This is a genomic window from Pseudomonas sp. GW821-FHT12A04, assembly GCF_058807755.1.
On record NZ_JBXAQZ010000020.1, the window covers coordinates 46,973 to 70,653 of the forward strand.

The 23,681-nt window shown below is 60.0% G+C and carries 25 protein-coding genes; 18 read left to right on the forward strand and 7 right to left on the reverse strand.

What is annotated here, in order from left to right:
- The first annotated feature begins 40 nt into the window (after window positions 1-40).
- The 3 genes from AC1RS8_RS26255 (at window position 41) to ada (ending at window position 2,567) form a co-directional block, all read left to right on the forward strand.
- A complete protein-coding gene (locus tag AC1RS8_RS26255; protein WP_489338596.1) occupies window positions 41-745 on the forward strand; it encodes a 2OG-Fe(II) oxygenase in 705 nt (234 codons plus the stop codon).
- Window positions 735-1,415 carry a DNA oxidative demethylase AlkB gene (alkB, locus tag AC1RS8_RS26260; RefSeq protein WP_489338597.1) on the forward strand — a complete coding sequence of 227 codons (681 nt, stop codon included), beginning with the start codon at window positions 735-737 and terminating at the stop codon, window positions 1,413-1,415. Before AC1RS8_RS26255 ends, alkB begins: the two co-directional genes overlap by 11 nt.
- Window positions 1,416-1,502: 87 nt before the next feature.
- Window positions 1,503-2,567 carry a bifunctional DNA-binding transcriptional regulator/O6-methylguanine-DNA methyltransferase Ada gene (gene ada, locus AC1RS8_RS26265; protein WP_223502673.1) on the forward strand — a complete coding sequence of 355 codons (1,065 nt, stop codon included), beginning with the start codon at window positions 1,503-1,505 and terminating at the stop codon, window positions 2,565-2,567.
- Here the strand turns inward: ada and acuI are convergent, their stop codons facing one another.
- Window positions 2,568-3,551: an acrylyl-CoA reductase (NADPH) gene (gene acuI / locus AC1RS8_RS26270; protein ID WP_407516928.1), complete on the reverse strand. Its 984-nt coding sequence runs from the start codon at window positions 3,549-3,551 to the stop codon at window positions 2,568-2,570.
- Window positions 3,552-3,705: 154 nt separating this feature from the next.
- On the opposite strand from acuI, the gene AC1RS8_RS26275 reads away from it, so the two are divergent.
- From AC1RS8_RS26275 to AC1RS8_RS26310, 8 genes are all read left to right on the forward strand, one after another.
- A complete protein-coding gene (locus AC1RS8_RS26275; protein WP_489338598.1) occupies window positions 3,706-4,773 on the forward strand; it encodes an NAD(P)H-dependent flavin oxidoreductase in 1,068 nt (355 codons plus the stop codon).
- Window positions 4,774-4,895: 122 nt separating this feature from the next.
- The gene (modA, locus tag AC1RS8_RS26280) at window positions 4,896-5,663 is read left to right on the forward strand and encodes a molybdate ABC transporter substrate-binding protein (protein WP_150814103.1); all 768 of its coding nucleotides are present in this window, start codon (window positions 4,896-4,898) and stop codon (window positions 5,661-5,663) included.
- Window positions 5,664-6,344 carry a molybdate ABC transporter permease subunit gene (gene modB, locus AC1RS8_RS26285; protein ID WP_090455483.1) on the forward strand — a complete coding sequence of 227 codons (681 nt, stop codon included), beginning with the start codon at window positions 5,664-5,666 and terminating at the stop codon, window positions 6,342-6,344.
- Window positions 6,345-6,347: 3 nt separating this feature from the next.
- Entirely contained in the window at window positions 6,348-7,427 is a 1,080-nt protein-coding gene (gene modC / locus AC1RS8_RS26290; RefSeq protein ID WP_489338600.1) for a molybdenum ABC transporter ATP-binding protein, read from the forward strand.
- Window positions 7,428-7,502: 75 nt separating this feature from the next.
- Window positions 7,503-8,528, forward strand: a complete 1,026-nt coding sequence (locus AC1RS8_RS26295; RefSeq protein WP_489338601.1) for a DNA topoisomerase IB — start codon at window positions 7,503-7,505, stop codon at window positions 8,526-8,528.
- Window positions 8,529-8,600: 72 nt separating this feature from the next.
- Complete coding sequence (locus AC1RS8_RS26300) at window positions 8,601-8,822, forward strand: hypothetical protein (protein ID WP_057714651.1); 222 nt, start codon at window positions 8,601-8,603, stop codon at window positions 8,820-8,822.
- A gap of 130 nt (window positions 8,823-8,952) precedes the next feature.
- Window positions 8,953-9,183 (forward strand): hypothetical protein, encoded by a 231-nt coding sequence (locus AC1RS8_RS26305; RefSeq protein WP_057714650.1) that lies wholly within the window; start codon window positions 8,953-8,955, stop codon window positions 9,181-9,183.
- 206 nt (window positions 9,184-9,389) lie between these two features.
- Window positions 9,390-9,674, forward strand: coding sequence for a hypothetical protein (locus AC1RS8_RS26310; RefSeq protein WP_057714648.1), 285 nt, complete (start codon window positions 9,390-9,392; stop codon window positions 9,672-9,674).
- 25 nt (window positions 9,675-9,699) lie between these two features.
- Here AC1RS8_RS26310 and AC1RS8_RS26315 read toward each other — a convergent pair whose 3' ends face one another.
- The gene (locus tag AC1RS8_RS26315) at window positions 9,700-10,365 is read right to left on the reverse strand and encodes a TetR/AcrR family transcriptional regulator (RefSeq protein WP_057714646.1); all 666 of its coding nucleotides are present in this window, start codon (window positions 10,363-10,365) and stop codon (window positions 9,700-9,702) included.
- Between the two features lie 177 nt (window positions 10,366-10,542).
- Between AC1RS8_RS26315 and AC1RS8_RS26320 the strand changes: the two genes are divergently transcribed.
- Both AC1RS8_RS26320 and AC1RS8_RS26325 read left to right on the forward strand, forming a co-directional pair.
- On the forward strand, window positions 10,543-11,385 hold the full coding sequence (locus AC1RS8_RS26320; protein WP_489338602.1) for an NAD(P)H-binding protein: 843 nt from the start codon (window positions 10,543-10,545) through the stop codon (window positions 11,383-11,385).
- A gap of 93 nt (window positions 11,386-11,478) precedes the next feature.
- Entirely contained in the window at window positions 11,479-11,673 is a 195-nt protein-coding gene (locus AC1RS8_RS26325; RefSeq protein ID WP_090455493.1) for a hypothetical protein, read from the forward strand.
- Between the two features lie 6 nt (window positions 11,674-11,679).
- Here AC1RS8_RS26325 and AC1RS8_RS26330 read toward each other — a convergent pair whose 3' ends face one another.
- Window positions 11,680-11,901, reverse strand: a complete 222-nt coding sequence (locus tag AC1RS8_RS26330) for a hypothetical protein (protein WP_131726862.1) — start codon at window positions 11,899-11,901, stop codon at window positions 11,680-11,682.
- 199 nt (window positions 11,902-12,100) lie between these two features.
- Here AC1RS8_RS26330 and AC1RS8_RS26335 point away from each other — a divergent pair, with 199 nt between their 5' ends.
- Entirely contained in the window at window positions 12,101-12,283 is a 183-nt protein-coding gene (locus AC1RS8_RS26335; RefSeq protein WP_057714641.1) for a hypothetical protein, read from the forward strand.
- 272 nt (window positions 12,284-12,555) lie between these two features.
- Here AC1RS8_RS26335 and AC1RS8_RS26340 read toward each other — a convergent pair whose 3' ends face one another.
- From AC1RS8_RS26340 to AC1RS8_RS26350, 3 genes are all read right to left on the reverse strand, one after another.
- On the reverse strand, window positions 12,556-13,161 hold the full coding sequence (locus tag AC1RS8_RS26340; protein ID WP_057714639.1) for a transglycosylase SLT domain-containing protein: 606 nt from the start codon (window positions 13,159-13,161) through the stop codon (window positions 12,556-12,558).
- A 235-nt stretch (window positions 13,162-13,396) separates the two neighbouring features.
- Entirely contained in the window at window positions 13,397-14,944 is a 1,548-nt protein-coding gene (locus AC1RS8_RS26345; protein WP_489340627.1) for a phospholipase D-like domain-containing protein, read from the reverse strand.
- Between the two features lie 464 nt (window positions 14,945-15,408).
- Window positions 15,409-18,246, reverse strand: coding sequence for an AMP-binding protein (locus tag AC1RS8_RS26350; protein ID WP_489338603.1), 2,838 nt, complete (start codon window positions 18,244-18,246; stop codon window positions 15,409-15,411).
- A 163-nt stretch (window positions 18,247-18,409) separates the two neighbouring features.
- Between AC1RS8_RS26350 and AC1RS8_RS26355 the strand changes: the two genes are divergently transcribed.
- Window positions 18,410-19,714, forward strand: a complete 1,305-nt coding sequence (locus AC1RS8_RS26355; RefSeq protein WP_489338604.1) for an MFS transporter — start codon at window positions 18,410-18,412, stop codon at window positions 19,712-19,714.
- 211 nt (window positions 19,715-19,925) lie between these two features.
- The gene (gene dapF / locus AC1RS8_RS26360) at window positions 19,926-20,741 is read left to right on the forward strand and encodes a diaminopimelate epimerase (RefSeq protein ID WP_489338605.1); all 816 of its coding nucleotides are present in this window, start codon (window positions 19,926-19,928) and stop codon (window positions 20,739-20,741) included.
- A gap of 160 nt (window positions 20,742-20,901) precedes the next feature.
- Here the strand turns inward: dapF and AC1RS8_RS26365 are convergent, their stop codons facing one another.
- Window positions 20,902-21,873, reverse strand: coding sequence for a TerC family protein (locus AC1RS8_RS26365; protein WP_489338606.1), 972 nt, complete (start codon window positions 21,871-21,873; stop codon window positions 20,902-20,904).
- A 514-nt stretch (window positions 21,874-22,387) separates the two neighbouring features.
- Here AC1RS8_RS26365 and AC1RS8_RS26370 point away from each other — a divergent pair.
- On the forward strand, window positions 22,388-22,705 hold the full coding sequence (locus tag AC1RS8_RS26370; protein WP_340312105.1) for a hypothetical protein: 318 nt from the start codon (window positions 22,388-22,390) through the stop codon (window positions 22,703-22,705).
- Between the two features lie 93 nt (window positions 22,706-22,798).
- Complete coding sequence (locus tag AC1RS8_RS26375; RefSeq protein ID WP_057714630.1) at window positions 22,799-23,665, forward strand: patatin-like phospholipase family protein; 867 nt, start codon at window positions 22,799-22,801, stop codon at window positions 23,663-23,665.
- Window positions 23,666-23,681: the final 16 nt, after the last annotated feature.

Consider the following 23,681-nt stretch of genomic DNA (forward strand, 5'->3'; position numbering starts at 1 on the left):
GCCTTGCAGACTGACCACCTCCATCACAAGAGGCCCGGCAATGAGCGAGCAATATCTGGACAGGCTGGACTGGCCCCTGCTGGAGCAGCAACTTGATCAGGATGGCTGCGCCGTCATCCCGTCACTGCTGAGTCACAAGGCTTGCGGGCAGGTCAGCGCCTGGTACCCTCGCACCGAACTTTTTCGCTCCCACGTGGTGATGGCTCGCCGCGGGTTCGGCCGAGGCGAGTACAAGTATTTCAACTACCCCTTACCGGAACTTGTGGCCCGCTTGCGCAGCGCGCTCTACCCACGACTGGTGCCCATCGCCAATCGCTGGCATGAACAGATGGGCTTGCCGGAGCGTTTTCCTGAAACCCTTCCAGCCTTCCTCGAACGTTGCCATGCCGCTGGTCAGAACCGTCCGACACCCTTGTTGCTGCAATATGGTCCGCAGGACTACAACTGTTTGCATCAGGATCTGTACGGTGAGCACGTTTTCCCGCTGCAAGTGGCGATCCTGCTGTCAGACCCGGATCAAGACTTCACCGGCGGCGAATTTGTCCTTACTGAACAGCGCCCGCGAATGCAGTCACGCCCGATGGTGATCGATCTGAAGAAAGGCGACGGGCTGATCTTTGCGGTCAACCAGCGTCCAGTCAAAGGCACTCGCGGTTACTACCGCGTTACCCTGCGTCACGGCGTGAGTCGCCTGCACAGCGGTAAACGGCATACCCTTGGAATCATCTTTCACGATGCGTCATGACCCCATGAATCCGCAGACTTTCGATCTGTTTGCCGATGCAGAACCCGAGCAACAGCCCAGGCGCGAGCAGATCGGCGAACAGTCCTACGTGCTCAGAGGCTTCGCCCTGCCCTGGCTGGAGCGTTTGCTGCCTGCCCTGGAAGAAGTGCTGGCGGCCGCGCCGTTTCGGCAGATGGTCACACCCGGCGGTTTCACCATGTCGGTCGCCCTGAGCAGTTGTGGCCAATTCGGCTGGACCACTGACCGCCGCGGTTATCGGTACACCCGCCTCGATCCAGACACCGCAAAGCCTTGGCCAATGATGCCCGAGGTGTTTTTCCAACTGGCGCAAGCAGCGGCACAGGCAGCAGGGTTCACCGGTTTTGCGCCGGATTCCTGCCTGATCAACCGTTATATCCCCGGGGCAAAAATGTCATTGCATCAGGATAAGGACGAACATTCCTACGCCGCCCCCATCGTTTCGGTATCCCTGGGTTTGCCGGCGATGTTCCTGTTCGGTGGTTTTGCACGCAGCGACAAAAGTCAGCGCGTGCCCCTGTTCCATGGCGACATCGTGGTCTGGGGTGGCGTGGATCGCCTGCGTTATCACGGCGTGTTGCCGATCAAGGACGGCCATCATCCGAAACTGGGCGAGCAACGCATCAACTTCACCTTCCGTACCGCCGGATAAAGCCTTCGAATTTGACCGCAAGCGCCGGAGTGTGTGGCAACTGCCCCACGGTTAATGTGCAGGCAACCCCTCAATGGACGTGACGCCATGACAACCCGATCGACCAAAATCGCCACTGAAAACGATCCGCGCTGGGCCGCCGTGGTTGCGCGCGATCCCAAGGCTGACGGGCAGTTTGTCTATGCCGTGAAGACCACAGGCATCTACTGCAACCCCAGCAGCCTCGCGCGCTTGCCCAAGCCACACAATGTCGAATTCTTCGATAGCGCCGAACAGGCCCGCGCCGCGGGTTATCGTCCGAGCAAACGCGCGACGAAGGATCAGAGCGAACTCGCCGCGCAACATGCCGCCACCGTGGCCGCCGCGTGCCGCCAGATCGAAAGCGCGCAAACGCTGCCCGCCCTGGGCGAATTGGCCGAGGCGGCGGGCCTGAGCAGCTTCCACTTCCATCGCGTGTTCAAAGCCGTCACCGGCCTGACGCCCAAGGGCTACGCCGATGCCCATCGTTCACGCAAGGTACGCGAGCGACTGGCGCACGGCGGCTCGGTGACCGATGCCCTGTATGACGCCGGCTTCAACTCCAACAGCCGGTTTTATGAAGCGGCAGACCAACTGCTGGGAATGAAACCCGGGGACTACCGCGCGGCCGGTCAAAACAACGACATTCGTTTTGCCGTCGGCCAGTGTTCGCTGGGCGCGATTCTGGTGGCGCAGAGTGAGCGTGGGGTTTGTGCGATCCTCCTGGGCGATGATCCGCACCAACTGGTCTGTGATCTGCAAGACAAATTCCGCCGCGCCAACCTGATCGGTGCCGATCATGAGTTCGAGCAATTGATTGCCCGGGTCGTCGGCTTTATAGAGGCGCCGGCCATTGGCCTTGATTTGCCGCTGGACGTACGCGGCACGGCGTTTCAGGAGCGTGTCTGGCAAGCGCTGCGAGAGATTCCCGTGGGCAGCACTGCCAGCTACGCCGATGTCGCCCAGCGCATCGGTCAACCAAAAGCCGTTCGCGCCGTGGCCCAGGCCTGCGGCGCGAACAGCCTGGCGGTGGCGATCCCTTGCCATCGCGTGGTGCGCAGCGATGGAAATCTGTCGGGCTATCGCTGGGGTGTCGAGCGCAAACGTCAATTGCTGCAGCGCGAATCGCAGTGATCAGCGGTTCACATCCACCACCACTCGCCCGCGCAACTGCCCGGCCAGCAAGCGTGACGCGGCCTCGATGGCTTCGCTCAAGCCGATTTCGTGACTGATCAGCGGCAACAGATTGAAGTCCAGATCCCGGGCCAGGCGATTCCAGGCTTCCACGCGCTTGGCTTTGGGCTGGGTCACGCTGTTGATGCCGGCCAGGGTCACGCCGCGCAAGATGAACGGCGCAACGGATGCGGGAAAGTCCATGCCCTGGGCCAGACCGCAGGCCGCGACGGTGCCGTTGGCCTGGGTGCTGGCGCACGCATTGGCCAGGGTGTGGCTGCCGACCGAGTCGATGACGGCCGCCCAGCGCTCCTTGGCCAACGGCTTGCCCGGCGCGGACAAGGTGGCGCGATCGATGATTTCGCTGGCGCCCAGTTGCTTCAGGTAGTCGTGCTCCGAGGTCCGTCCGGTGGACGCGACCACCCGGTAGCCGAGCCTGCTCAGCAAGGCGATGGCAAAACTGCCGACGCCACCGTTGGCGCCAGTCACCAGAATGTCACCCTGCCCGGGCGTCACGCCGTTGTGCTCCAGTGCCAGGATGCACAGCATGGCCGTGTAGCCCGCCGTACCGATGGCCATCGCCTGAGCCGCGGTAAACGCCTTGGGCAGCGGGATCAGCCAGTCACCGTTCAGGCGAGCCTTCTGCGCCAATCCACCCCAATGCCCTTCACCCACGCCCCAGCCATTGAGCAGGACCTGGTCACCGACCTTGTAGTCCGGATGCCCGCTGACTTCGACGACACCGGCCAGGTCGATCCCCGGCACCATCGGGAATTTGCGCACTACCGGACTGCTGCCGGTAATCGCCAGGCCATCCTTGAAGTTCAGCGTGCTGTAGGCCACACGCACCGTGACATCGCCCTCGGGTAACTGATCGTCCTGGATCTCTTGCAGTGTGGCCCGGTAACCGCTGTCGTCTTTGTCGATCAAAATGCCTTTGAACATTACGGCCTCTCAATGGAATCAGTCTGTGGGTGGTGCAATTGAAATAACACATAAGCCTCACCCGCTGAAATGACGACTGGCCTTGCGCCAGTCGTTGCGTTACAAATCCTGTTCTACCGCCCCTACCCGGATTCAACGTCGGAGAACACAGCACATGAACCAATGGCCAGATACCCGCATTCTTGACCTGCTCGGGATCGAACTGCCGATCATTCAGGGGCCGATGGCCGGTGCCACAAACTCTTCCATGGTGATTGCAACCTGCAATGCCGGCGGCCTGGGCTCGATGCCAGCGGCGATGCTCAGCACGGATCAACTGCGCGAAGAGCTCAAAACCATCCGCCAACACACCCGGCGCCCGATCAACGTCAACTTCTTCTGTCATCGGCCACCGGCTCCGGATGAGCAACGCGCGCAGGACTGGAAAAACCTGTTGCAACCTTACTACCAGGAACTCGGCGCCGACTTCGATGCGCCGACGCCGGTGTCCAACCGGGCGCCGTTCGATAATGCGGCCTGCGAAGTGGTCGAAGCGTTTCGCCCTGAAGTGGTGAGTTTCCACTTTGGCCTGCCGGAAAAATCCCTGCTCGACCGGGTCAAGGCCACCGGCGCGAAGGTGCTGTCCTCGGCCACCACCGTCGCAGAAGCCGTGTGGCTGGAACAGCATGGTTGTGATGCAATCATTGCCATGGGCTACGAAGCCGGGGGCCATCGCGGAATGTTTCTCAGCGATGACCTGAGCAGTCAGGTGGGGACTTTCGCCCTGGTGCCGCAAGTCATCGATGCGGTGAAGGTGCCGGTGATTGCCGCCGGCGGCATCGCTGACGCACGAGGCGTCGCCGCCGCCTTCATGCTCGGTGCTTCGGCGGTGCAGGTGGGTACGGCGTACCTGTTCACGCCAGAGGCCAAGGTCAGCCCTTCCCATCACAAAGCCTTGCGAACCGCCCGGGAAAGCGAGACGGCCGTCACCAACGTGTTCACCGGCCGCCCGGCCCGGGGCATCCTCAATCGGGTGATGCGTGAGCTGGGGCCCATGAGCGCCAAGGCCCCCGCCTTCCCCCTTGCCGGTGGCGCGCTGATGCCGTTGCGGGCCAAAGGTGAAGCGGACTTCAGCAACCTCTGGGCCGGCCAGGCATTTACACTCGGGTTCGAATTGACCACCGAGGCACTGACTAGAAAGCTGGCTGAAGAAGGATTAGCGAGACTGCTAGGTCGTCCCTGAGCATCACTCCCATCAAAATTGTATACAATTTTGCGGCAACACATTCCGTTTAAAGGCAATTCGCTATATATTTTTGTACATAACGATTAATCTGCCGCCATTGCCTTTAACGGAGCCGTTTCATGACCATTCGTGCCTCACGTTTTGCCCCGACCTGCCTGGCGAGCCTTCTCGCCGTATTCGCCTTCGGCTCAGCCCAGGCGGACGAAGTCCAGGTGGCCGTCGCCGCCAACTTCACCGCCCCCATCCAGGCCATCGCCGCTGATTTCGAAAAAGACACCGGGCATAAACTGGTCGCCTCCTTTGGCGCCACCGGCCAGTTCTACACCCAGATCAAAAACGGCGCGCCGTTCGAAGTGTTCCTCTCGGCAGATGACAGCACCCCGAAAAAGCTTGAAGCCGAAGGCGACTCCGTCAAGGGTTCGCGCTTCACCTACGCCGTCGGTACGCTGGCGCTGTGGTCGGCCAAGGAAGGCTACGTCGATGCCAAGGGCGATGTGCTGAAAAAGAACGAGTACCAGCACCTGTCCATCGCCAACCCCAAAGCCGCGCCTTATGGCCTGGCGGCGACCCAGGTACTGGCCAGGGAAGGTTTGACCGACAAGGTCAAGGACAAGATCGTCGAAGGCCAGAACATCAGCCAGGCCTACCAGTTCGTCTCCACCGGCAACGCCGAGTTGGGATTTGTCGCCCTGTCGCAGATCTATAAGGACGGCAAGATCACCAGCGGTTCGGCCTGGATCGTTCCCGCCAGCCTGCACGACCCGATCAAGCAAGACGCGGTGATTCTCAACAAGGGCAAGGACAACCCGGCCGCCAAGGCACTGGTTGACTACCTCAAGGGGCCGAAAGCGGCAGCTGTCATCAAGTCCTACGGTTACGAAATTTAAATGTCGCTATCGAGTGCCGATTTTTCCGCCATCTGGCTGACCCTGAAACTGGCGTCCCTGACGACCGTCATCCTGCTGATTGTCGGCACTCCGATTGCGTTATGGCTGTCGCGCACCCGCTCCTGGTTGCGCGGTCCGGTCGGGGCGATTGTCGCCCTGCCCCTGGTGTTACCACCGACGGTGATTGGTTTCTATCTGTTGCTGGCCCTCGGCCCTCACGGGTACCTTGGCCAGCTCACCCAATCACTGGGCCTTGGCACCCTCACGTTCAGTTTTGCGGGGCTGGTCATCGGTTCGGTGCTGTATTCGATGCCGTTTGTGGTCCAGCCGCTGCAAAACGCTTTTTCCTCGATTGGCACCCGCCCGCTCGAAGTGGCCGCGACCTTGCGGGCCAATCCCTGGGATACCTTTTTCAGCGTGACACTGCCCCTGGCCCGCCCCGGATTCATTACCGCGGCCATTCTCGGCTTTGCCCACACCGTCGGCGAGTTCGGCGTGGTGCTGATGATCGGCGGCAACATTCCCGAGAAGACCCGCGTGGTCTCGGTGCAGATCTACGATCACGTCGAAGCCATGGAGTATGCCCAGGCCCATTGGCTGGCCGGGGCAATGCTGGTGTTCTCGTTTGTCGTCCTGCTGGCGCTGTATTCCAGTCGTAAAACCAAAGCGGGCTGGAGCTGACCGATGATTCAAATGCGTCTGAAACTACGTTATTCGGGCTTCGCCCTGGATGTCGATCTGCAGGTGCCTGGCCGTGGCGTCACTGCGCTTTACGGCCACTCCGGCTCTGGCAAGACCACTTGCCTACGCTGCATCGCCGGCCTGGAACGGGCCGATCAAGGCTTTGTCCAGGTCAACGATGAAATCTGGCAAGACAGCGACAACCGGATCTTCGTCGCGCCGCACAAGCGCGCGCTGGGCTACGTGTTCCAGGAAGCCAGCCTGTTTCCTCATCTGTCGGTGCTGGCCAACCTGGCATTCGGCCTCAAGCGCATCCCCAAGCCGCAACGCCGGGTCGACATGGCCCACGCCACCGAGTTGCTGGGCATCGGCCATTTGCTGGACCGGCACCCGCAACACCTTTCAGGCGGTGAGCGACAGCGCGTCGGCATCGCCCGCGCCTTGCTCACCAGCCCGAAACTGTTGTTGATGGACGAACCTCTGGCGGCCCTGGATGCCCAACGCAAAGGTGAAATCCTGCCCTACTTGCAACGCCTGCACGACGAACTCGACATCCCGGTGCTGTACGTCAGCCACTCCCAGGATGAAGTTGCGCGGCTGGCCGACCATATCGTGTTGCTCAGCAACGGCAGGGCACTGGCCAGCGGCCCGATCGGCCAGACCCTGGCACGCCTCGACTTGCCGCTGGCAATGGGGGATGACGCTGGTGTGGTGATCGAAGGTCGCGTCAGCGCTTATGACGCCGACTATCAATTGCTGAGCCTGCAATTGCCCGACACTACCCTCAACATCCGTGTGCCTCATACGCCACTGGATGCGGGCCAGGCACTGCGCTGCAAGGTCCAGGCGCGGGATGTGAGCCTAAGCCTGGACAATACCGGGCAAAGCAGCATTCTCAATCGCCTGCCGGTCACTGTGGTCAGCGAAATGAGCGCCGACAACGCCGCTCACGTGCTGATTCGCCTGGACGCCGCCGGCACGCCATTGCTTGCGCGGATCACGCGTTATTCCCGTGATCAACTGAACATCCATCCCGGCCAGCCACTGTGGGCACAAATCAAAGCGGTCGCGGTGCTGGCGTAAATCCGAAGGCACGACTGCACCGGGGCGGGGTCAATGGCTGTAACGCCCCGTAACTCCTTGCCCAGGATGCTTGTCATGTCCGATGGACTGCCACCTGACCTGCATTATGTCGATAACACCCAGCCGGGCATCACCCGCAGGAAACTGCGCGGAAAATTCGCCTATTTCGACCCGGCCGGTCAGCGCATCACCGACCCCGACGCAATCAAACGCCTCAACACCCTCGCGGTGCCACCCGCCTATACCAAGGTGTGGATTTGCGCCGATCCACGCGGTCATCTGCAGGCCACCGGCCACGACGCCCGGGGTCGCAAGCAATACCGTTATCACCCCCGCTGGCGGGAGGTGCGTGACGCCGACAAGTACTTGCGCCTGCGTGAGTTCGGGCTGGCCTTGCCGAAACTGCGCAAACGACTGCAAGCCGTATTGGCGACTCCGGGATTCAGTCGCGACAAAGTCATGGCCACGGTCATTACCCTGCTCGACTCGACGCTGATCCGTATCGGCAACAGCCAATATGCCCGGGACAACCGCTCTTACGGCCTGACGACCTTGCGCAGCCGCCATGTAGAGATCAACGGCAGTGCCATCCTGTTCCAGTTCCGCGGCAAAAGTGGCGTCGAACACCAGATCACAGTGAAAGACCGCCGACTGGCCCGGATCATCAAGCGATGCCAGGAAATACCCGGGCAGAACCTGTTTCAGTATCTGGATGAAAACGGTGACCGGCACACCGTCACTTCATCCGACATCAACAGCTATTTGCAAACGCTCAGCGGCACCGATTTCACCGCCAAGGACTACCGCACCTGGGCTGGCAGCGTTCTGGCTCTGGCGATACTGCGCAAGCGGCATTGGGAGCCTGAAACAGACGCCAGGCGGCACCTGGTGGAGATGGTCAAGGACGTTGCCAGGCAGCTGGGCAACACCCCGGCGGTGTGCCGCAAGTCCTATATCCATCCGGCGGTGCTGGATGGCTTCCCTCTGGGCGCTTTGGCGCAACTGCCCAGGCCGAGAGCGCGCAAGGGACTCTCGGCCGAGGAAGTCGGGTTGGCGAACTTTCTGCAGAGAACGCTGGCAGCATCTGAATCGACGAATTGACCTGCCTATTTTTTGCACGATCACCAATGGCTTCTATAGTTGAACTGAACACGTATCCGCTGCGGAGACGCCATGGAAGACATTTTCGTCGTGAAACGCTGCAACAAGATCATCATCCATGGTCGCCGTGCGGGTGAAAATGACCACCTGCCACCGGATGCCACGGTCTGGTACCGCATCGCCGATACCCGCACCCAAGGCTTCATCGGAGATGGCTACGATAGTGAAGAAGACGCTGTGCGTGTTTGCCGTCAGTTGAACGCTCAATCACAAGTGACAGCCCGACAAAGTTGACGGCTCGTCACCATTTTTTAACGGGTCTATACTGAGATAGTTGAAGGATCAGTAACCCTTTCGGCAGAAAGCTCGCCCCAGGCGGGCTTTTTGTTGCCACACCCAGGTTTCTTGAACGGAGGTGCCTCCCATGTCCGAAAAAGAGTCCATCACCACCCTGCTCACCTTGCTGGACTCCCGTCAGGCTCGCTTGGCCGCCGCCTGCAAGGAAATCGCCGACTGGGTCGATCATCAAGGCGGACACCCCACCGCCCTCAGAATTCGTGATCGCCTGAACGACATTGAGAAGGACACGCCGCTGATCCGGCACACGCTGTCGTCTCTCAAGCCTGTCGACCGGCCTCTGCCCCGGTTCAGATGATCCGTCACGGATTCGCGGTGCGGGAAAAGGCCCTATTCGGGCAGCATGATCGGTGACCGTACGTCTCCATATCCTTGGCTGCCTGCTGGATTTCCATCCCTTCTCACAACCCGGCCTGGAACCGGGATTTTTTGTTGTGCAAAACCAATCGAACGTCCCCGCTCACGTGGAGTCAACCGCTCACACGTCACGAAGGAGACGTTCCAATGGTCACTCATTTCAAAGTCAGCGGGCACCTGGCCTGCGGTCACCACGGCAACAACCTCGTATCGACCCGCGAACTCAACCGGGTGAAATGCCGAAGCTGCCGAAACACCGACGCCTACAAAGAAGCCCGCAAGGCTGAGCGCAACGCTGCCCGCCGCGCAGCACGCAAAGCCAAAGCCGTGCACACCGCCAATGACTGGCGTTCAGCCTGGACCGAGCGGCTGACCGCGATGGCCGGCCTGCAACGACTGCCCCGTGGCTTTGGCGGCCAACCCTTCGTTTAGGGAGCATGAAGTCGCCGTCAGGTTTTTACGGCAAGACGATGTCCCTGCGCGCGGGCTCCATGATCTCGCGCAGGGACATGCGCTTGAACGCCTCGACCAGTGCTCGCCCCTCAACGGGTGCACAAGTGACCGCCAACCGCATGGTCGCCTCGCCCAGGTGCCAGATCAAAAACGCGGACTCCTCGACCTGTTGCTCGTCGCAGTCGGGATACACGCGTAGCATCGCCTGGGCCAGCAGGGCTCCGGCAACCCGGCTCTCCTCCAGTTCCAGCTGCAACAACTGCTTGTCGGCCTGCATACCGGACCAGATGTCACGCATCACCGGTGTCGTCATCACGATCTCGTAATACAGATCGAGCAACTGCGAATAGGCGGCGCGCAAACCATGGGCATCCTCGACAGCCTCCATTGCCTCGGCAATGCAACGACGGCTTTCAGCGTTATAGCGCTCAGCCAGCGTACGGATCACGGAACTCTTGTCAGGGAAATACTGATAAAGAGAACCGATCGAGATCTCGGATCGCTCGGCGATTTCACTCATCTTGAGTTGATCGCTGCCCTTGTCCGCGATCAATTGAGTGGCCATGGCCAGAATCCGCTCCTGACGATCGCGGCTGCGCTGTTGCGTGGGATTGCGTCGAACCGCTTGTGCAGCAGGCTGTTCGAGGGTTTCAGAGGTTTTTTTGCGCACGAGTGAGTTCCCGATCAAAAACGTGACATGTACTCACCTTAGCATCGCCATTCCCTACGCCCAACAACAGATGCCGCACGTCGGGGAATTCGATCTGATGGGTTGACGGCGAAACATGAGCATCTATCATCTTTTAAACATGAGCATCACTCATATTAATCGATGGAGATGAACGCGATGAAAACGGCCCAACCCATCACGCTGGTCCTCGGCGCCACCGGCAAAACCGGACGGCGCATCACACAACGGCTCGAGGCTGCCGGCCTGCCCGTTCGCCGGGGTTCGCGCGATGCCAATCCGCCCTTCGACTGGGAAGATCGATCGACCTGGGACGCCGTGATCGATGGCGTTCATTGCGTCTACATTTCCTTTCAACCGGACCTCGCCGTTCCAGGCGCCGTTGAAACCATCCAGGCGTTCACCGACCTGGCGGTGAAAAGCGGCGTCCGCAAACTGGTCTTGTTATCCGGGCGCGGCGAAGTTGAAGCACAACAGGCCGAACGCGTCGTACAGGACAGCGGGATTGACTGGACGATTCTGCGGGCCAGTTGGTTCTGCCAGAATTTCAGCGAGGCACACTTTCTTGAACCCATTGTGCAAGGTGAGCTTGCACTCCCCGTCGGCCAGGTCGCCGAGCCCTTTGTCGATGCAGAAGACATCGCCGAGTGTGCCGTCGCGGCACTGACCCAACCCGGACACACCAACCAGCTCTATGAACTGACCGGCCCTCGGGCGTTGACCTTTGCCCAAGCCGTGACCGAGATTGCTCGCGCCACCGGTCGCAACATCGAATTGGTGGCTGTACCGGCAGACGCGTATCGACAGGCAATGGAACAGGAACAGCTTCCCCCGGCGTTGATCGACCTGGTGTTGTATCTCTTCACGACTGTGCTGGACGGGCGCAACACACCCGTGGCCGATGGTGTACAGCGGGCGCTGGGACGGCCGGCGCGCAACTTTGGCGACTACGTACGGCGCACTGCCGCTACGGGCATCTGGGGCAATGGCCGTCCGACGTAAAGCAGTGGCGGGAACAGGCTTCGTCGACTAGGGTTTTTTGGCGTATCGAAGTGCGGCGCCTTTATTGGCAGGAGCCTGATCAAGGAGGAACCCATGTCACTCAATCGTAGTGCTGAACAAACCTACCGCCAGTGGTCGACCCCGATCCTGTTGGAACTCAAGGAGCGAGAACATCAGATGAACCCGTCAGACCGCCAGGCCCTGGAAAACGTACTGCTGGAAAGAAGGCTGATCGATACCGGCAACCCGGCCGGCAGCGATCGCCGCAAGGCAGACCCGACGTCCTGAAAAGCATCAGGCAATCACGATCAAGATAGAAATAATGGAATAGAAAAAAACAAGGGCTTGCATCCGCTTTCGCTTGCAAGCCCTTGCTTTAGAGAATGCCCAATCGAACGCAAACACGGTTCCAACGTCTGAATCCCCCCCGCCGCCGTAAATCCATTTTTGATAATTATTAATTTCCAAACACTCCCCTCTATCGGCTTTAAATGTGCCAGGAGGAGGGTTAGCCATGGTGGGACCTGCAGGCGACGTTTTTGACGAAAGCTTCGACCGCCATCAAAACCGCATTTGCAGAGGCTGACTTTCCTGAGCAGATTTACTGTTTTGTCCCGCGTCGTCACCCAGGCCACGCAGACAAACATTCACACACCGCACTTCGGTTTTCCCCGGTTCGAGACCAGGCTAAACCACCACATGGAGGGATTCCAGGATGCTGATAAAAATCGAGAAGGCGAGCAAACCGGAAGGCTGGAATGTATGGATGAACGCGTGGTGCGTTGAGTTTCGCAGCTACGCAGAGGCCTTGGCGTTCGTGATCAGATTGGAAGGCCGGATCAATGCACCTCACCCCTTGCCTATCAGCACCGCCAGACTTCTTTTGGAACAGGCTTGACCTCGCGACGCCATCACCGAGAGGCTATCCACGACGTCATATCCGTATTTATTAATCTGTCTTTGACAATTATTGATTTCGCTCGCCCCTCTCCCTCGACTTTAAATATGCGTCGAGGGGGCGTTGGCCAAGGTGGGGTTTACAGGTGACACCTTTAACGGACGCTTCGAATACAGCCAGTCTGCTTTCGAGGAGGCCGACCTTCCTCACCATGTGTAATACTTTTCCCCGCATCTTCCCCCAGGAGATGCGGGGTTTTTTTCGTACATGCGTTAAAACCACCCGCTACGATCATCTTCCAACTCTTGGCGACACACTTTAAGTTGAGCGTTGTAAATCTCTGACTGCTTTTGCACTTTCTGGGCAACCTGCATCAGCCAAGGTTTACTGCGATAGGTATTGCGGCTAAAGCCCCCACGCCCCTCGTGATAGGCCAGGTACTGATTGTAGGTGTCCCATTTGGAGATTCCGAGCTGACGTTGGGTGCCAGTGGTGTACCAACCGATAAACATGATCGCGTCGTCAAAACTGTCACGCGAACCACCGTTGCCCGTATTGTCCTTGTACTCACCCCACACCGGGTCTTGAGCCTGCGCATAACCGTAGGCCGAACTGACTCGCCCCCAGGGGATCACCCAGAGCAGGTAGTCACGAGGCGGCAATGCGTCCGCCACGTAACTGCTTTCCTGCTTCATGATCGCCATGGCCACATGCAGAGGCGTCCCATATTCACTCTGCATTTGCAGCGAGTCCTCATACCAGTCGGGATACTCACGGTAAATACTGCAGAGATTGCCTTGGTCTTTTGGCGGCGTGGTCGTGCACCCCGTTAAAAACAGCATCAACAAAGCCAACAGCAGAACCTGTCCTTGTTTCATTCCTTACCCTCAAAAATAAGGGCATAAGGTACCCTCCGTTTACTGCAAGGCGCCTGAGTCATGCAGGTGAAGACAAAAACGTCAGAAGACATCCAGCTTGATCGCGTCACCCTTATCGAGAGGCTTCTTTGTAAGTCCCTATTGCACGGCGGCCTGACGCAAGCCCTGAGCTCTGCACGCTGATTGAATGCTCACACGTGGGCGTGAGGCCAGTGGGTGTACTCCGGGTTTCGATCTAGAGCATTTTCTCCAGGCCGATCTTGTCGCTGAGCCAGGCCTTGAAGCTGCGCCACTTGCCGCCGGGCTCCTTGCGCAAGGTATGCAGGCGGTCGTCGTCCTCGGTGAGCCAGACAATTTCGCCGCTTTCCAGTCGGGCCTGGTAACTCCGGGCCGGCGCCATGCCCTCAAGCGCCAGCTGGCGTACGTAGCCGGCCAGTTCGGGACTATCGACCAGCACCCCGACTTCAGTGTTCCAGAACACTGAACGCGGGTCGAAATTGTACGAGCCAACGAACACTTTCTGTCTGTCCAGGATCATGGCCTTGGTGTGCAGGCTGGAGTCAGAGCCACCACTGAAACCAAACGAGGAGCTACGACCAGGATCGTCCGGCTGGCGCCGCAGCTCATAGAGTTTCACGCCATGTTCGAGCAGAGTCTTGCGATACGGTGCATAGCCGCCATGCACCGCCGGCACATCGGTGGCCTCCAGTGAGTTGGTCAGCAGGCGCACATCAACGCCGGCATCGGCACGACCCAGGAGATAGTCCATGCCCGGCTTTTGCGGGACGAAATAGGCCGAGATCATGATCAGCTCACTATTGACGCTATCGAGTTCAGGCCGCAGCTGTGTGGCCATCAATAGCGCGCGTGCCGGTTCGCCGCTGGCCAGGACCTTGCTTGGAGCGTCCCACATCGCCTTGTTATGGGCCCAGATCAGCTGCTTGCGCCAGGTCTCGAGTTGCGGTTGAGTCTGGTAGGTCATGAGATGGTTGTACAACGCCTTGCTCTCGATACGTGAGGTCTGGAGCGATTGCTCCAGACGTTGGCGGCTTTCGAGCAAGTCTTGCGCTGTTGGCTTGTTGAGCTGGAAGTCACTGATCGACTGGCTCAAGGCGCTGTTCCAGTACTGATCGAAGCTGTGCCCCAATTGCTCGGCGACCGGGCCGATGCCCATCAGGTCCATGTCGGTGAAGTTGAGGTCGGGCCTGGCGTCGAAATATTCATCCCCCAGGTTGCGTCCGCCGACGATGGCTGCGCTGTTGTCGGCCAGCCACAGTTTGTTGTGCATGCGTCGGTGTTGTTGGGAAAGATCAAGCAGGCGGCCCATGGTTCGAGTGACCACGGTGCTGCGCCCCAGATGCAAAGGGTTGAAGACGCGGATATGGATGTTCGGGTGCACCGCCAGGGTAGCGATGACTTCTTCCTGGCCGTCGCTGGCAGTGTCATCGAGCAAGATGCGTACCCGTACGCCGCGATCTGCTGCCAGCAGCATTTCATGCACCAGCGCCCGAGTGCTGAAACCGTTATGCACGATGTAGTACTGCAGATCGACGGCTTTCTGCGCATTGCGGATCAACTCCGCGCGCGCCCGGAATGCTTCACTGCTGTTGGGCAGAAAGCGAAAACCCGAGCGCCCCTCATGCTCGGCGGCCTGAGCCTGGATCGAGCGCCCGAACGCCGAATCGCTGGCGGGTATCGCCTCGCTGAATTCGTGAGGCAAGCGCGTGGTGGCGCAGCCGACGAGCAGCAGCGCGAACAGCATGGCGCAGAGAAACCGGGACATGGGCAAGGACTGCTCCTCAACCACAACGGGTGTAGTTTTGAACTCGGCATCCAGCCAGTACTGGCTGCCGAGCACATGCAGCCCTCGATAGTCCGCACGACTTGTTCCAGTAAAGCCCGTTTCAAGCAGTGTGTCGAAATATTCCAGCAGCTGCGCCCAGAGCATGAAACCGCCCTGGGCCGGGTGCAGGCCCGCCCTCCGCTATAGCGCCTGGCTGGGTCGAGCAGTTTGGGTCAGCCGGTGTCGCTAACAACGTACGCGGTGCCCTGGAAGCCATCGATAAGATTGAAGAATTCATCAAGATGACGCTTGTGGTGATGATGGCACCGGAGTGACTGAGTCGTTTTCGGCCCTTCGCGACAGGCAGCAGTCAGCCAAAAGCGGGCGCTCACAGCGGATTTAGATTTTGACGTGTGCCCACTCTATAAACGGCTCTGGAAAAACGACGGCAGCAAAGTAGTCGCCTAACCTGGGCGCTGGGCTCGTTCCGATTCATCCAGGTGCTCTAGCAGCATCGCTATCGTCGCATCCCGCAGCTTGATTGCCTCCATCCAGTCCGGCCCGTCTGCCAACAGCGGAGGACAGACGTTGACGTGGATTGCACCGTGGCGCGGGTACCACTGACCGTCGCGCAGCACCTTGCGCGTGCCGCAAATTGCGACCGGCAGCAGCGGCACGCCGGCACGCGCAGCTAGCACGAAGGCGCCCATGTGGAACGTTCGCAATCCTGGCTCGCGGGTGAAGGTTCCCTCGGGAAAGAACACCAGGGGCTGGCCAGCCTGCAGCGCCTCGGCCAGGGGCTCGGTGTCTGCGGCGCTGCGCTGCAGGTCGAAGCGTTCGACAAAGCGGGCGCCGAGCTTGCGCAGGAACCGGCCGGCGATCCACTGGCCAGCCAATTCGCGCTTGGCAACGAAGCTGAATTGCGGCGGTAGGGCCGCGCTGAGAATGACACCATCGAGGTAGCTGGCATGGTTTGCGGCCAGCACGCTCACCGAGGAGGAAGGCAGGCGCTCGAGTCCCGTGACACTGAACGGAACACCCGCCAGGCGCAGAAACAGCCGGGAGGCCGTACGGGTAAAGCTGCGACACCAACGCTGGCGCGGCAGGATCGCAACGACCAGCCAGGTCAGCGGTGTGACCAGCCAGAACAGCAGCCAGATGTAAGTGGCATACAACGCGGCGCGGCAGGTCTGCCAGCTGCGACCGAAATGCCCGCGCAAGGCCTGCAATACCAGGCGCAGCAGCTGGCGCCAAACGGCCAGGTGCGGCCGCCCCACTTCGCCGCGCTCATACAGTTCACGACTGGCAGCACGGCGAAGCTTTCCGCTGGAGGTTTTCAGTACGCTATGCGGTGGCGCCAGAACGATATCGTCGGGCGCCACACCGGTGAGGTCGAACACGATACGGTTGACCTCCTGCTGCAGCTGTTGCCGCGCAGCAGCGTCCTTCTCGTAGCTTTCCGCCAACACCACCAGGCGCTCGGTGCCGGTGGCCGGCTCCGGACTGCCGAACACCGCGATGCAGCCTTTGCGCAGCCCGGGCAGATTGCCGACCGCTGCTTCGACATCGTAGGGGTAGATGTTGCGCCCGGCACGGATGATCAAGTCCTTGGCGCGGCCGGTCAGGTAGACCTCGCCGCCGGCCATGTAGGCGAAGTCGAGCGAGTCGAACCAGCCATCGCGCAGCACCCGGCGGGTCTCTTCGGGGTTGCGGTAGTAGCCTGTCGAGGTAGACGGCCCGCGAAATTGCAGGTGCCCTTCGCTGCGTTCGGGCAGTTCGATTCCGCTGCCATCGACAATACGAATCTGATGGCCCGGCAGTGGTCGACCGCTGGAGACGAAGCGCAGCGTTGCGCTGGCATCCGCTTCGACGGGCAGTGCATTGCCGCGGGCCTGGAACGCGTCGCGCTGTACCCGGTCGATCAGCGGTCCTCGGTCCAGGGGAGGAAAGGCCACGCCCAGTGTGGCCTCGGCCAACCCATAGACGGGCGCCAGCGCAGTGGGCGCCAAGCCGTAGCGAGCGAAGCGTTCGGCGAAGCGCTGCAAGGTCTGCGGGCTGACCGGTTCGGCACCGTTGAAGGCCAGGCGCCAACTGCTCAGGTCCAGGCCCTCGAGGTCGCCGTCAGCAAGTTTGTTCAGGCACAGTTCGTAGGCAAAGTTGGGCGCCGCCGACAACGTGCCGCGGAAGCGGTCGATGGCCCATAGCCAACGCGCCGGCCGTGCCAGGAAAGCCAGCGGCGACATCAGCATCAGGCTGTAGCCGTAGTACAGGCTGCCCAGCCAGGCACCGATCAATCCCATGTCGTGGTACATGGGCAGCCAGCTGACGAACACGTCTTGCGGCCCCACCTTCAGAGCCCTCCCCATGGCGCGCAGATTGGCCAGCAGATTGGCGTGGCTGACCATCACACCCTTGGGCTGGCCAGTACTGCCCGAGGTGTACTGCAGGAAGGCGATGTCATCCGGTTGCCGCGGCGGTGTGACACACTCGCCCCCCTCGCCTGTCAGCTCGGCCACACTGGCAATGCGCGTCAGGCTCGGGACCTGCGGCTGGAGCAACCGGGCGAGCAGCTTCGCTTGCGTCACGGTAATCAGCACTTTGGCCTCGGCGTTGCGCAGAATACCGGCCTGGCGGCGCAGATGATCCTCTATCTGCGACAGGCGCAGCGGTGGGTAGATGGGCACCGGCACACCACCGGCCAACAGGATGCCGAAAAAGCCCTGGAGAAAGTCGCGGCCTGTGGGCAGCATCAGGGCCACGGTCTGACCGGCGTGCAAGCCACTGCGTTGCAGCCCTGCGGCAACGGCCAAGGCCCCCTGGTGCAAGGCGCCATAGCTGATATCTTCCTGCTGGTCACTTTCACCTAGCAGGCGCACGTGAAGATGCTGCGGCTGCTGGCGCACATGCCAGTCCAGTACCTCGATCAAGGTCCGCGCGGCGTCTGGCGTCTGCCCTGTTGCTATCAGGGTCTCGCTGGAGTCGCTGGTGGGCAACGGACGTACGGCCTCGGCGCCATGCCTGCTGTGCAGCACGCGCAGTATGTCGGTGGGGGTGTCTGCCGAGGCGAACAGGTTTTCTGGCAAGCGCACACCGAATTCGTGCTCGATACGTGACCAGAGCTCGACTCGAGCCAGGCTGTCTACGCCCAGATCCCGATCCAGCACGCTGTGCAAGGTGACTTGCAAACCTTCTGCCGCTTGCGGGCGCAGCTCGACCACGGTGCGCCGGACAATTTCGAGCAATTTTTCCGCGTCCCCATCGCAACGGGGAACGGCACGGGTTTCTGGAGGCGGACGAGGCATCGGCAGCCCCTCATGACAAAACAATCTGTGTGTAGATCCTTGCCAATTGCCATTATGCGCCTACTGAGACGACTGGGAATGCCATCATCAGCTGCAGCGCTCGCAGGATGGGTGAGCCGGGGCTAGGCTTCTGAAGAACGCAGCCCCTGCAGAGAGATCTGCCATGCCAGCCAGCCTTGCCCCCGGAGTGACACGCCGAGAAATCTGGGCCTGGGCGATGTTCGATTTCGCCAACTCCGGTTACACGACCGTGGTGATCACCGCCGTGTTCAACGCCTACTTCGTCGCCGTGGTCGCCAAGGGCGAAGCCTGGGGTACGCTGGCCTGGACCAGCGCCATATCCCTCTCTTACGCCTTGATCATCCTGACCGCTCCGCTGATCGGTGCCTACGCCGACGCGTTCGCCTGCAAGAAACGCCTGCTGCTGTTCAGCACGATCGGTTGCGTCGCCTTTACCGCTGGACTGGCGTTGGCCGGGCCGGGGGAGCTCGGCGTTGCGATTCTGTTCATCGTGCTATCCAACTACTGCTTCGGCAGCGGCGAGAACCTGATTGCCGCCTTCCTGCCCCAGCTCGCCCGTGCGGATGCCTTGGGCAAGGTGTCCGGCTGGGGCTGGGGGTTTGGCTATATAGGCGGCCTGGTCAGCCTGGGTGCCTGCCTGGCCTTCGTCAGCTGGGCCCAGGCGCAAGGCCAGACGGCGGCGCAGTTCGTGCCGGTGTGCATGCTGATCACTGCGGTCTTGTTCGCGTTGGCCAGCGTACCGACCTTCCTGTTCTTGCGTGAACGCAGCCTGCCGCAGACAGGGAGCAGCGACAGGCCTATCCCGCAAGCGGTGCTAGCGCGCTTCGCGCAGACGCTGCGCGAAGCCGACCGCTATCGTGACCTGCTGCGCTTCCTTGCCTGCACCGTCTGCTACCAGGCCGGTATCTCGGCGGTGATCACCCTGGCTGCCATCTATGCCAATCAGGTCATGGGCTTCAGTACCCAGGACACGCTGCTGCTGATCTTCGTGGTGAATATCACGGCCTCCATCGGTGCCGTGCTGTTCGGTTGGCTGCAGGATCGCCTCGGCCATCGCACCACGCTGGCGCTGACCCTGCTGGGCTGGCTCGGCATGGTCGGTCTGGTCTGGGTCGCGCGCGGCCCCGGGCTGTTCTGGCTGGCGGCCAACCTCGCCGGTCTGTGCATGGGCGCCAGCCAATCGGCCGGACGTGCGATAGTCGGTCTGCTCGCGCCGCCGACGCGGCTGGCGGAGTTCTTCGGCCTCTGGGGGCTGGCCGTCAAACTGTCGGCAATCCTCGGCCCCATGACTTACGGCCTGACCAGTTGGCTGTCCGGAGGCGATCACCGCCTGGCGATGCTGATTACCGGCAGCTATTTCGTTGTCGGCCTGCTGATCCTGGCCGGCGTCAACCTGGAGCGCGGGCGGCAGGTAGCTGTCAGCCATACCGAGAGTCTCGAAAAGTGAAAGAGACTCCCTGCATCGGGTCAGTCTTCGCCTGTCGAAACTGACCTGATTCGGCCAAAAGCTGCCGGTGACGAATCAAACACAACGATGTGTCCAGTCTGCCAAACACATTCGCCTCATGAGTTTTCACGTAGCTTGCAAAAGTCATGCGAATAGGGATAGATCGCTTTAAAACGTCAACTCATCACATGTCTTGCTGCCAGGTCTATTTATGCCGCTCAGCTTTCATAAAATGCACGCCAATGGCGATGATTTCGTTATCGTCGACTCGCGAAAATCACCGAATCCAATCACCAGCAATATGGCTCGTCTAATGGGAGATCGGAACCGAGGAATCGGCTTCAACCAACTCGCGGTGGTGTTTGATTGCGATGATGCAGATGCGCGTTTGATGTTCTGGAATGCAGATGGCTCAACGCTGGACGCTTGTGGCAGCGCAACGCGCGGGGCCGCTGATATGCTGATGCGTGAATCCAATATGACTTCGGCAGCACTGCGAACCAACCGTGGCCTGCTGACTTGCGAACGAACTTCAACCGGCGCCATCTCTGTAAACATGGGAAAGCCACTTTTGGGCTGGTCGGATGTTCCTCTGGCTTTGGAAATGGACACTTTAGTGATGCCACTTGCCGGTCACCCAACAGCTTGCAGCATGGGAAATCCGCACTGCACCTATTTTGTGGATGACCTGGCAGCCGTTGAAATTGCGACGATTGGACCGGGAGTTGAAACCAACCCCTTGTTTCCCCTCAGGACGAACGTGCATTTCGTCCAGATCATTGACCGAAAGCACATCCGGTTGCGAATTTGGGAGCGCGGGGGTGGTATCCCTCTGGGTTCAGGTTCCTGCTCTTGTGGCGCCGCGGTTAACGGAATTCGTCGTGGCTTGTTAGACAATTGCGTTGAGGTTGAATGTGACGGCGGAGTTGTAACGGTTCAATGGGATGGCGTGGGATCAGTTTTTCTCACCGGGCCGGTAGAGACGACTTTTTCAGGAACAATCGCGGATGCTTTGTTGAAAGCTTGATTTTCAGGTAAGCCACTATTGGCCGACTTTTGCCTGTCGCCACCGTCTGCTTTGGGTTGTGGATTCAACCGGTCGATGACTACGCCGATCAGTCGACCATCACTGTCGCGCTCAGCTAGCGTCGGTGCCGCCATCGCCCGTTCTTGTCTCAAATTCATCCTTATTCTCCCGTAACCCGTGTTTTGCTCTTCGTCAAAGTCAGGCTCAACAGTACCGAAATCAAGATGATGCCGCCGACCGTGGTCAGCGACCATTGGATCGGCATGTGCCACCACGGCGCGACCAGCATCTTGCCGCCGATGAACACCAGTACGATGGCCAGACCATATTTGAGCAAGTGGAAACGGTAGGCCATGTCGGCAAGTAGAAAATACAGTGCGCGCATGCCCATGATGGCGAAGATGTTGGAGGTGAACACGATGAAGGGGTCGGTGGTGACGGCGAAGATAGCCGGGATGCTGTCGACCGCGAACACCAGGTCGCTGGCCTCGATCAGCACCAGCACCGGGAACAGCGGCGTCGCCCAGCGCAGGCCGTTCTGGCGCACGAAGAAGCGCTCGCCGTGAAAACCGTCGGTGATGCGAAGATGGCTACGCAGCCAGCGCAGCAAAGGGTTCTTTTCGAGCTCTGGCTGCTGGTTGGCGAAGATCAGCATCTTGAAGCCGGTGATGAGGAGGAAAGCGCCAAAGACATAGAGCAGCCAGGCAAACTCCTGCACCAGCCAGACACCGGCGAAAATCATACCGGCGCGCATGATGATGGCGCCGAGCACGCCATAGAGCAGGACGCGGCGCTGCAACTCTGGCGGCACGGCGAAATAGCCGAAGATCATCACGAAAACGAACATGTTGTCGATCGACAGCGACTGCTCGATCAGGTAGCCCGTCAGGAATTCGAGCGTTGTACGCTGGGCCACTTCGGCGCCGAACATGCTGCGCAGATACCACCAGAGCAGGACGGAGAAGACCAACGCCAAACTGGTCCAGGCGATGACCCAGGCCAGCGCTTCGCGTACCGAAACACGATGCGCCTTGCGCCCGCCGAAAACGAAAAGATCCAGCGCCAGCATGGCGAGGACGAACCCGATAAAGGCGGCCCACATCCAAGATTGGCCGACGCTAATGGTGGTCATTTAACTATCCAAGATTGGCCGATACTCATATAGCGCCGCACGATCACCCGCCCCAATGCGGGCGGCGCAGTGACTTAAGCGGTAGGCCAGGCGCTTGCTGAAGTAATCTCGAAACCGCGGCATTGGATGGCCTTCTGCATGACTGTCTCTGCATGAAGTAAATGGGCTGGAAGAGGTCATGCTAACGGGCATGTAGCATCAGTAAAAATCGTTTATTCGTTGCGAATTGTTCGTTTTTTACGAAGTGTTGATTCGAGAGACCGGCTTGCTCAACCTGAATCTGAGCCAAGCCGACCGTCAGCTATGGGTTGTGGATTCAACCGGTCAACGCAACAGATAGGCTAAATCGTTCAGCGGGCGTTTCGGGTCGGGGGTACTGATGGGTTCCGCTGCCGTTGGTCGGCACCTTGCGCAGCAGTGCGATAGAAAACTATAGGAATAAACTCTCGTGCCGATATCACTGAGGCAAGGCCTGCGCGTGCCTGACCTTGAACCTGAGCGAACGAGCACATTGATGAGTGATAAATCTTTGGAAGAAAAAGCGGCATTGATGGTCGACCCACATGAAACGATGGCCAGTGTCGGACAGATCACTGCCGGGCGCGATGCCCTGCGACAGAGCCTGGACAAGGCTGATCGCGCGGTTCAGGAGCTTCAGGAGCAACTGGACTTGGCAAAGACGCTGATGACCCGTCTGCTGGCGGCGAGTTTTGCGTCGACCGGCAAACTTTCCGCGCCCCTTACAAACTGGGGGCTAAATGAGATCGACGTTGTCGAACGGGAGATGGCCTGCTATTTGAATTCTACCAATGAGGCGAGCGCCGCTTCATAGGTCGCGCACTGAATGCATATGGCGGGCTGCCGGAAGTCATGCCGCCCCGCCAGCTACACTCATTCGATACATTTCCGCACAGAGACTTCCGCCATGACGACCAAAACCGCAATCGTATTCGCTGGCGGTGGCAGTTTGGGGGCGGTGCAGGTGGGAATGTTGCGGGCCCTGGTCGAAGCCAATGTTCGGTTTGACATGGTGATTGGTGCTTCGGTAGGCGCTATCAACGGTGCCTACTTTGCCGCAAGACCCGATTCCGATGGCGTCCAGGCGCTCGCCGGATTCTGGCGCGGGCTGAGTAAAACTGACATCTTCCCCCTCTCTTGGTTCGATACCTGTAGAGGATTGATCAAACGGCGTGGCTATCTGTTGCAGCCGTCGGCCTTGAATCGGCTGCTGGGTCAGGCACTGCCCATTCACCGCATTGAGGATGCGGTGCTGCCCCTGTACATCGTCACCACCAACCTGCTCAGTGGTGCCGAGACGGTCCTGTCCAGTGGCGAACTCGAGCAGGCGTTACTGGCCAGCGCTGCCATTCCGCTGGTGTTCCCCTGCGTACAAATCGCCGATCAGTTTCTGGTTGATGGCGGCGTGGCAAGCAATACACCTATTTCGACTGCCGTAGCCTTGGGAGCCACCAACGTCGTGGTAATCCCCACCGGAGTGAGTTGCGACCTGACGCAACCTCCCCGAGGACTGGTCGCCTTGGCCCTGCACACCGTCAATCTGATGAGCATGCGCCAGCTGGTGAGCGACATCGAACACTTCCGCACTGTCACCAGTCTGCACATCGTCCCGCCCTTGTGCCCGGTGGATGTCTCGGTTTTCAACTTTGACCAGACCGAGTCTTTGCTGCAGCGTGCCTATGAGCAGACCCTTCGGTGGCTGGAACGTGGGGGGCTTGAACGCACCAAGGTCCCTGGTGCCCTTTCCATCCATTCGCATGCCCATGAGCATTGAGTGATGTGAATTACCA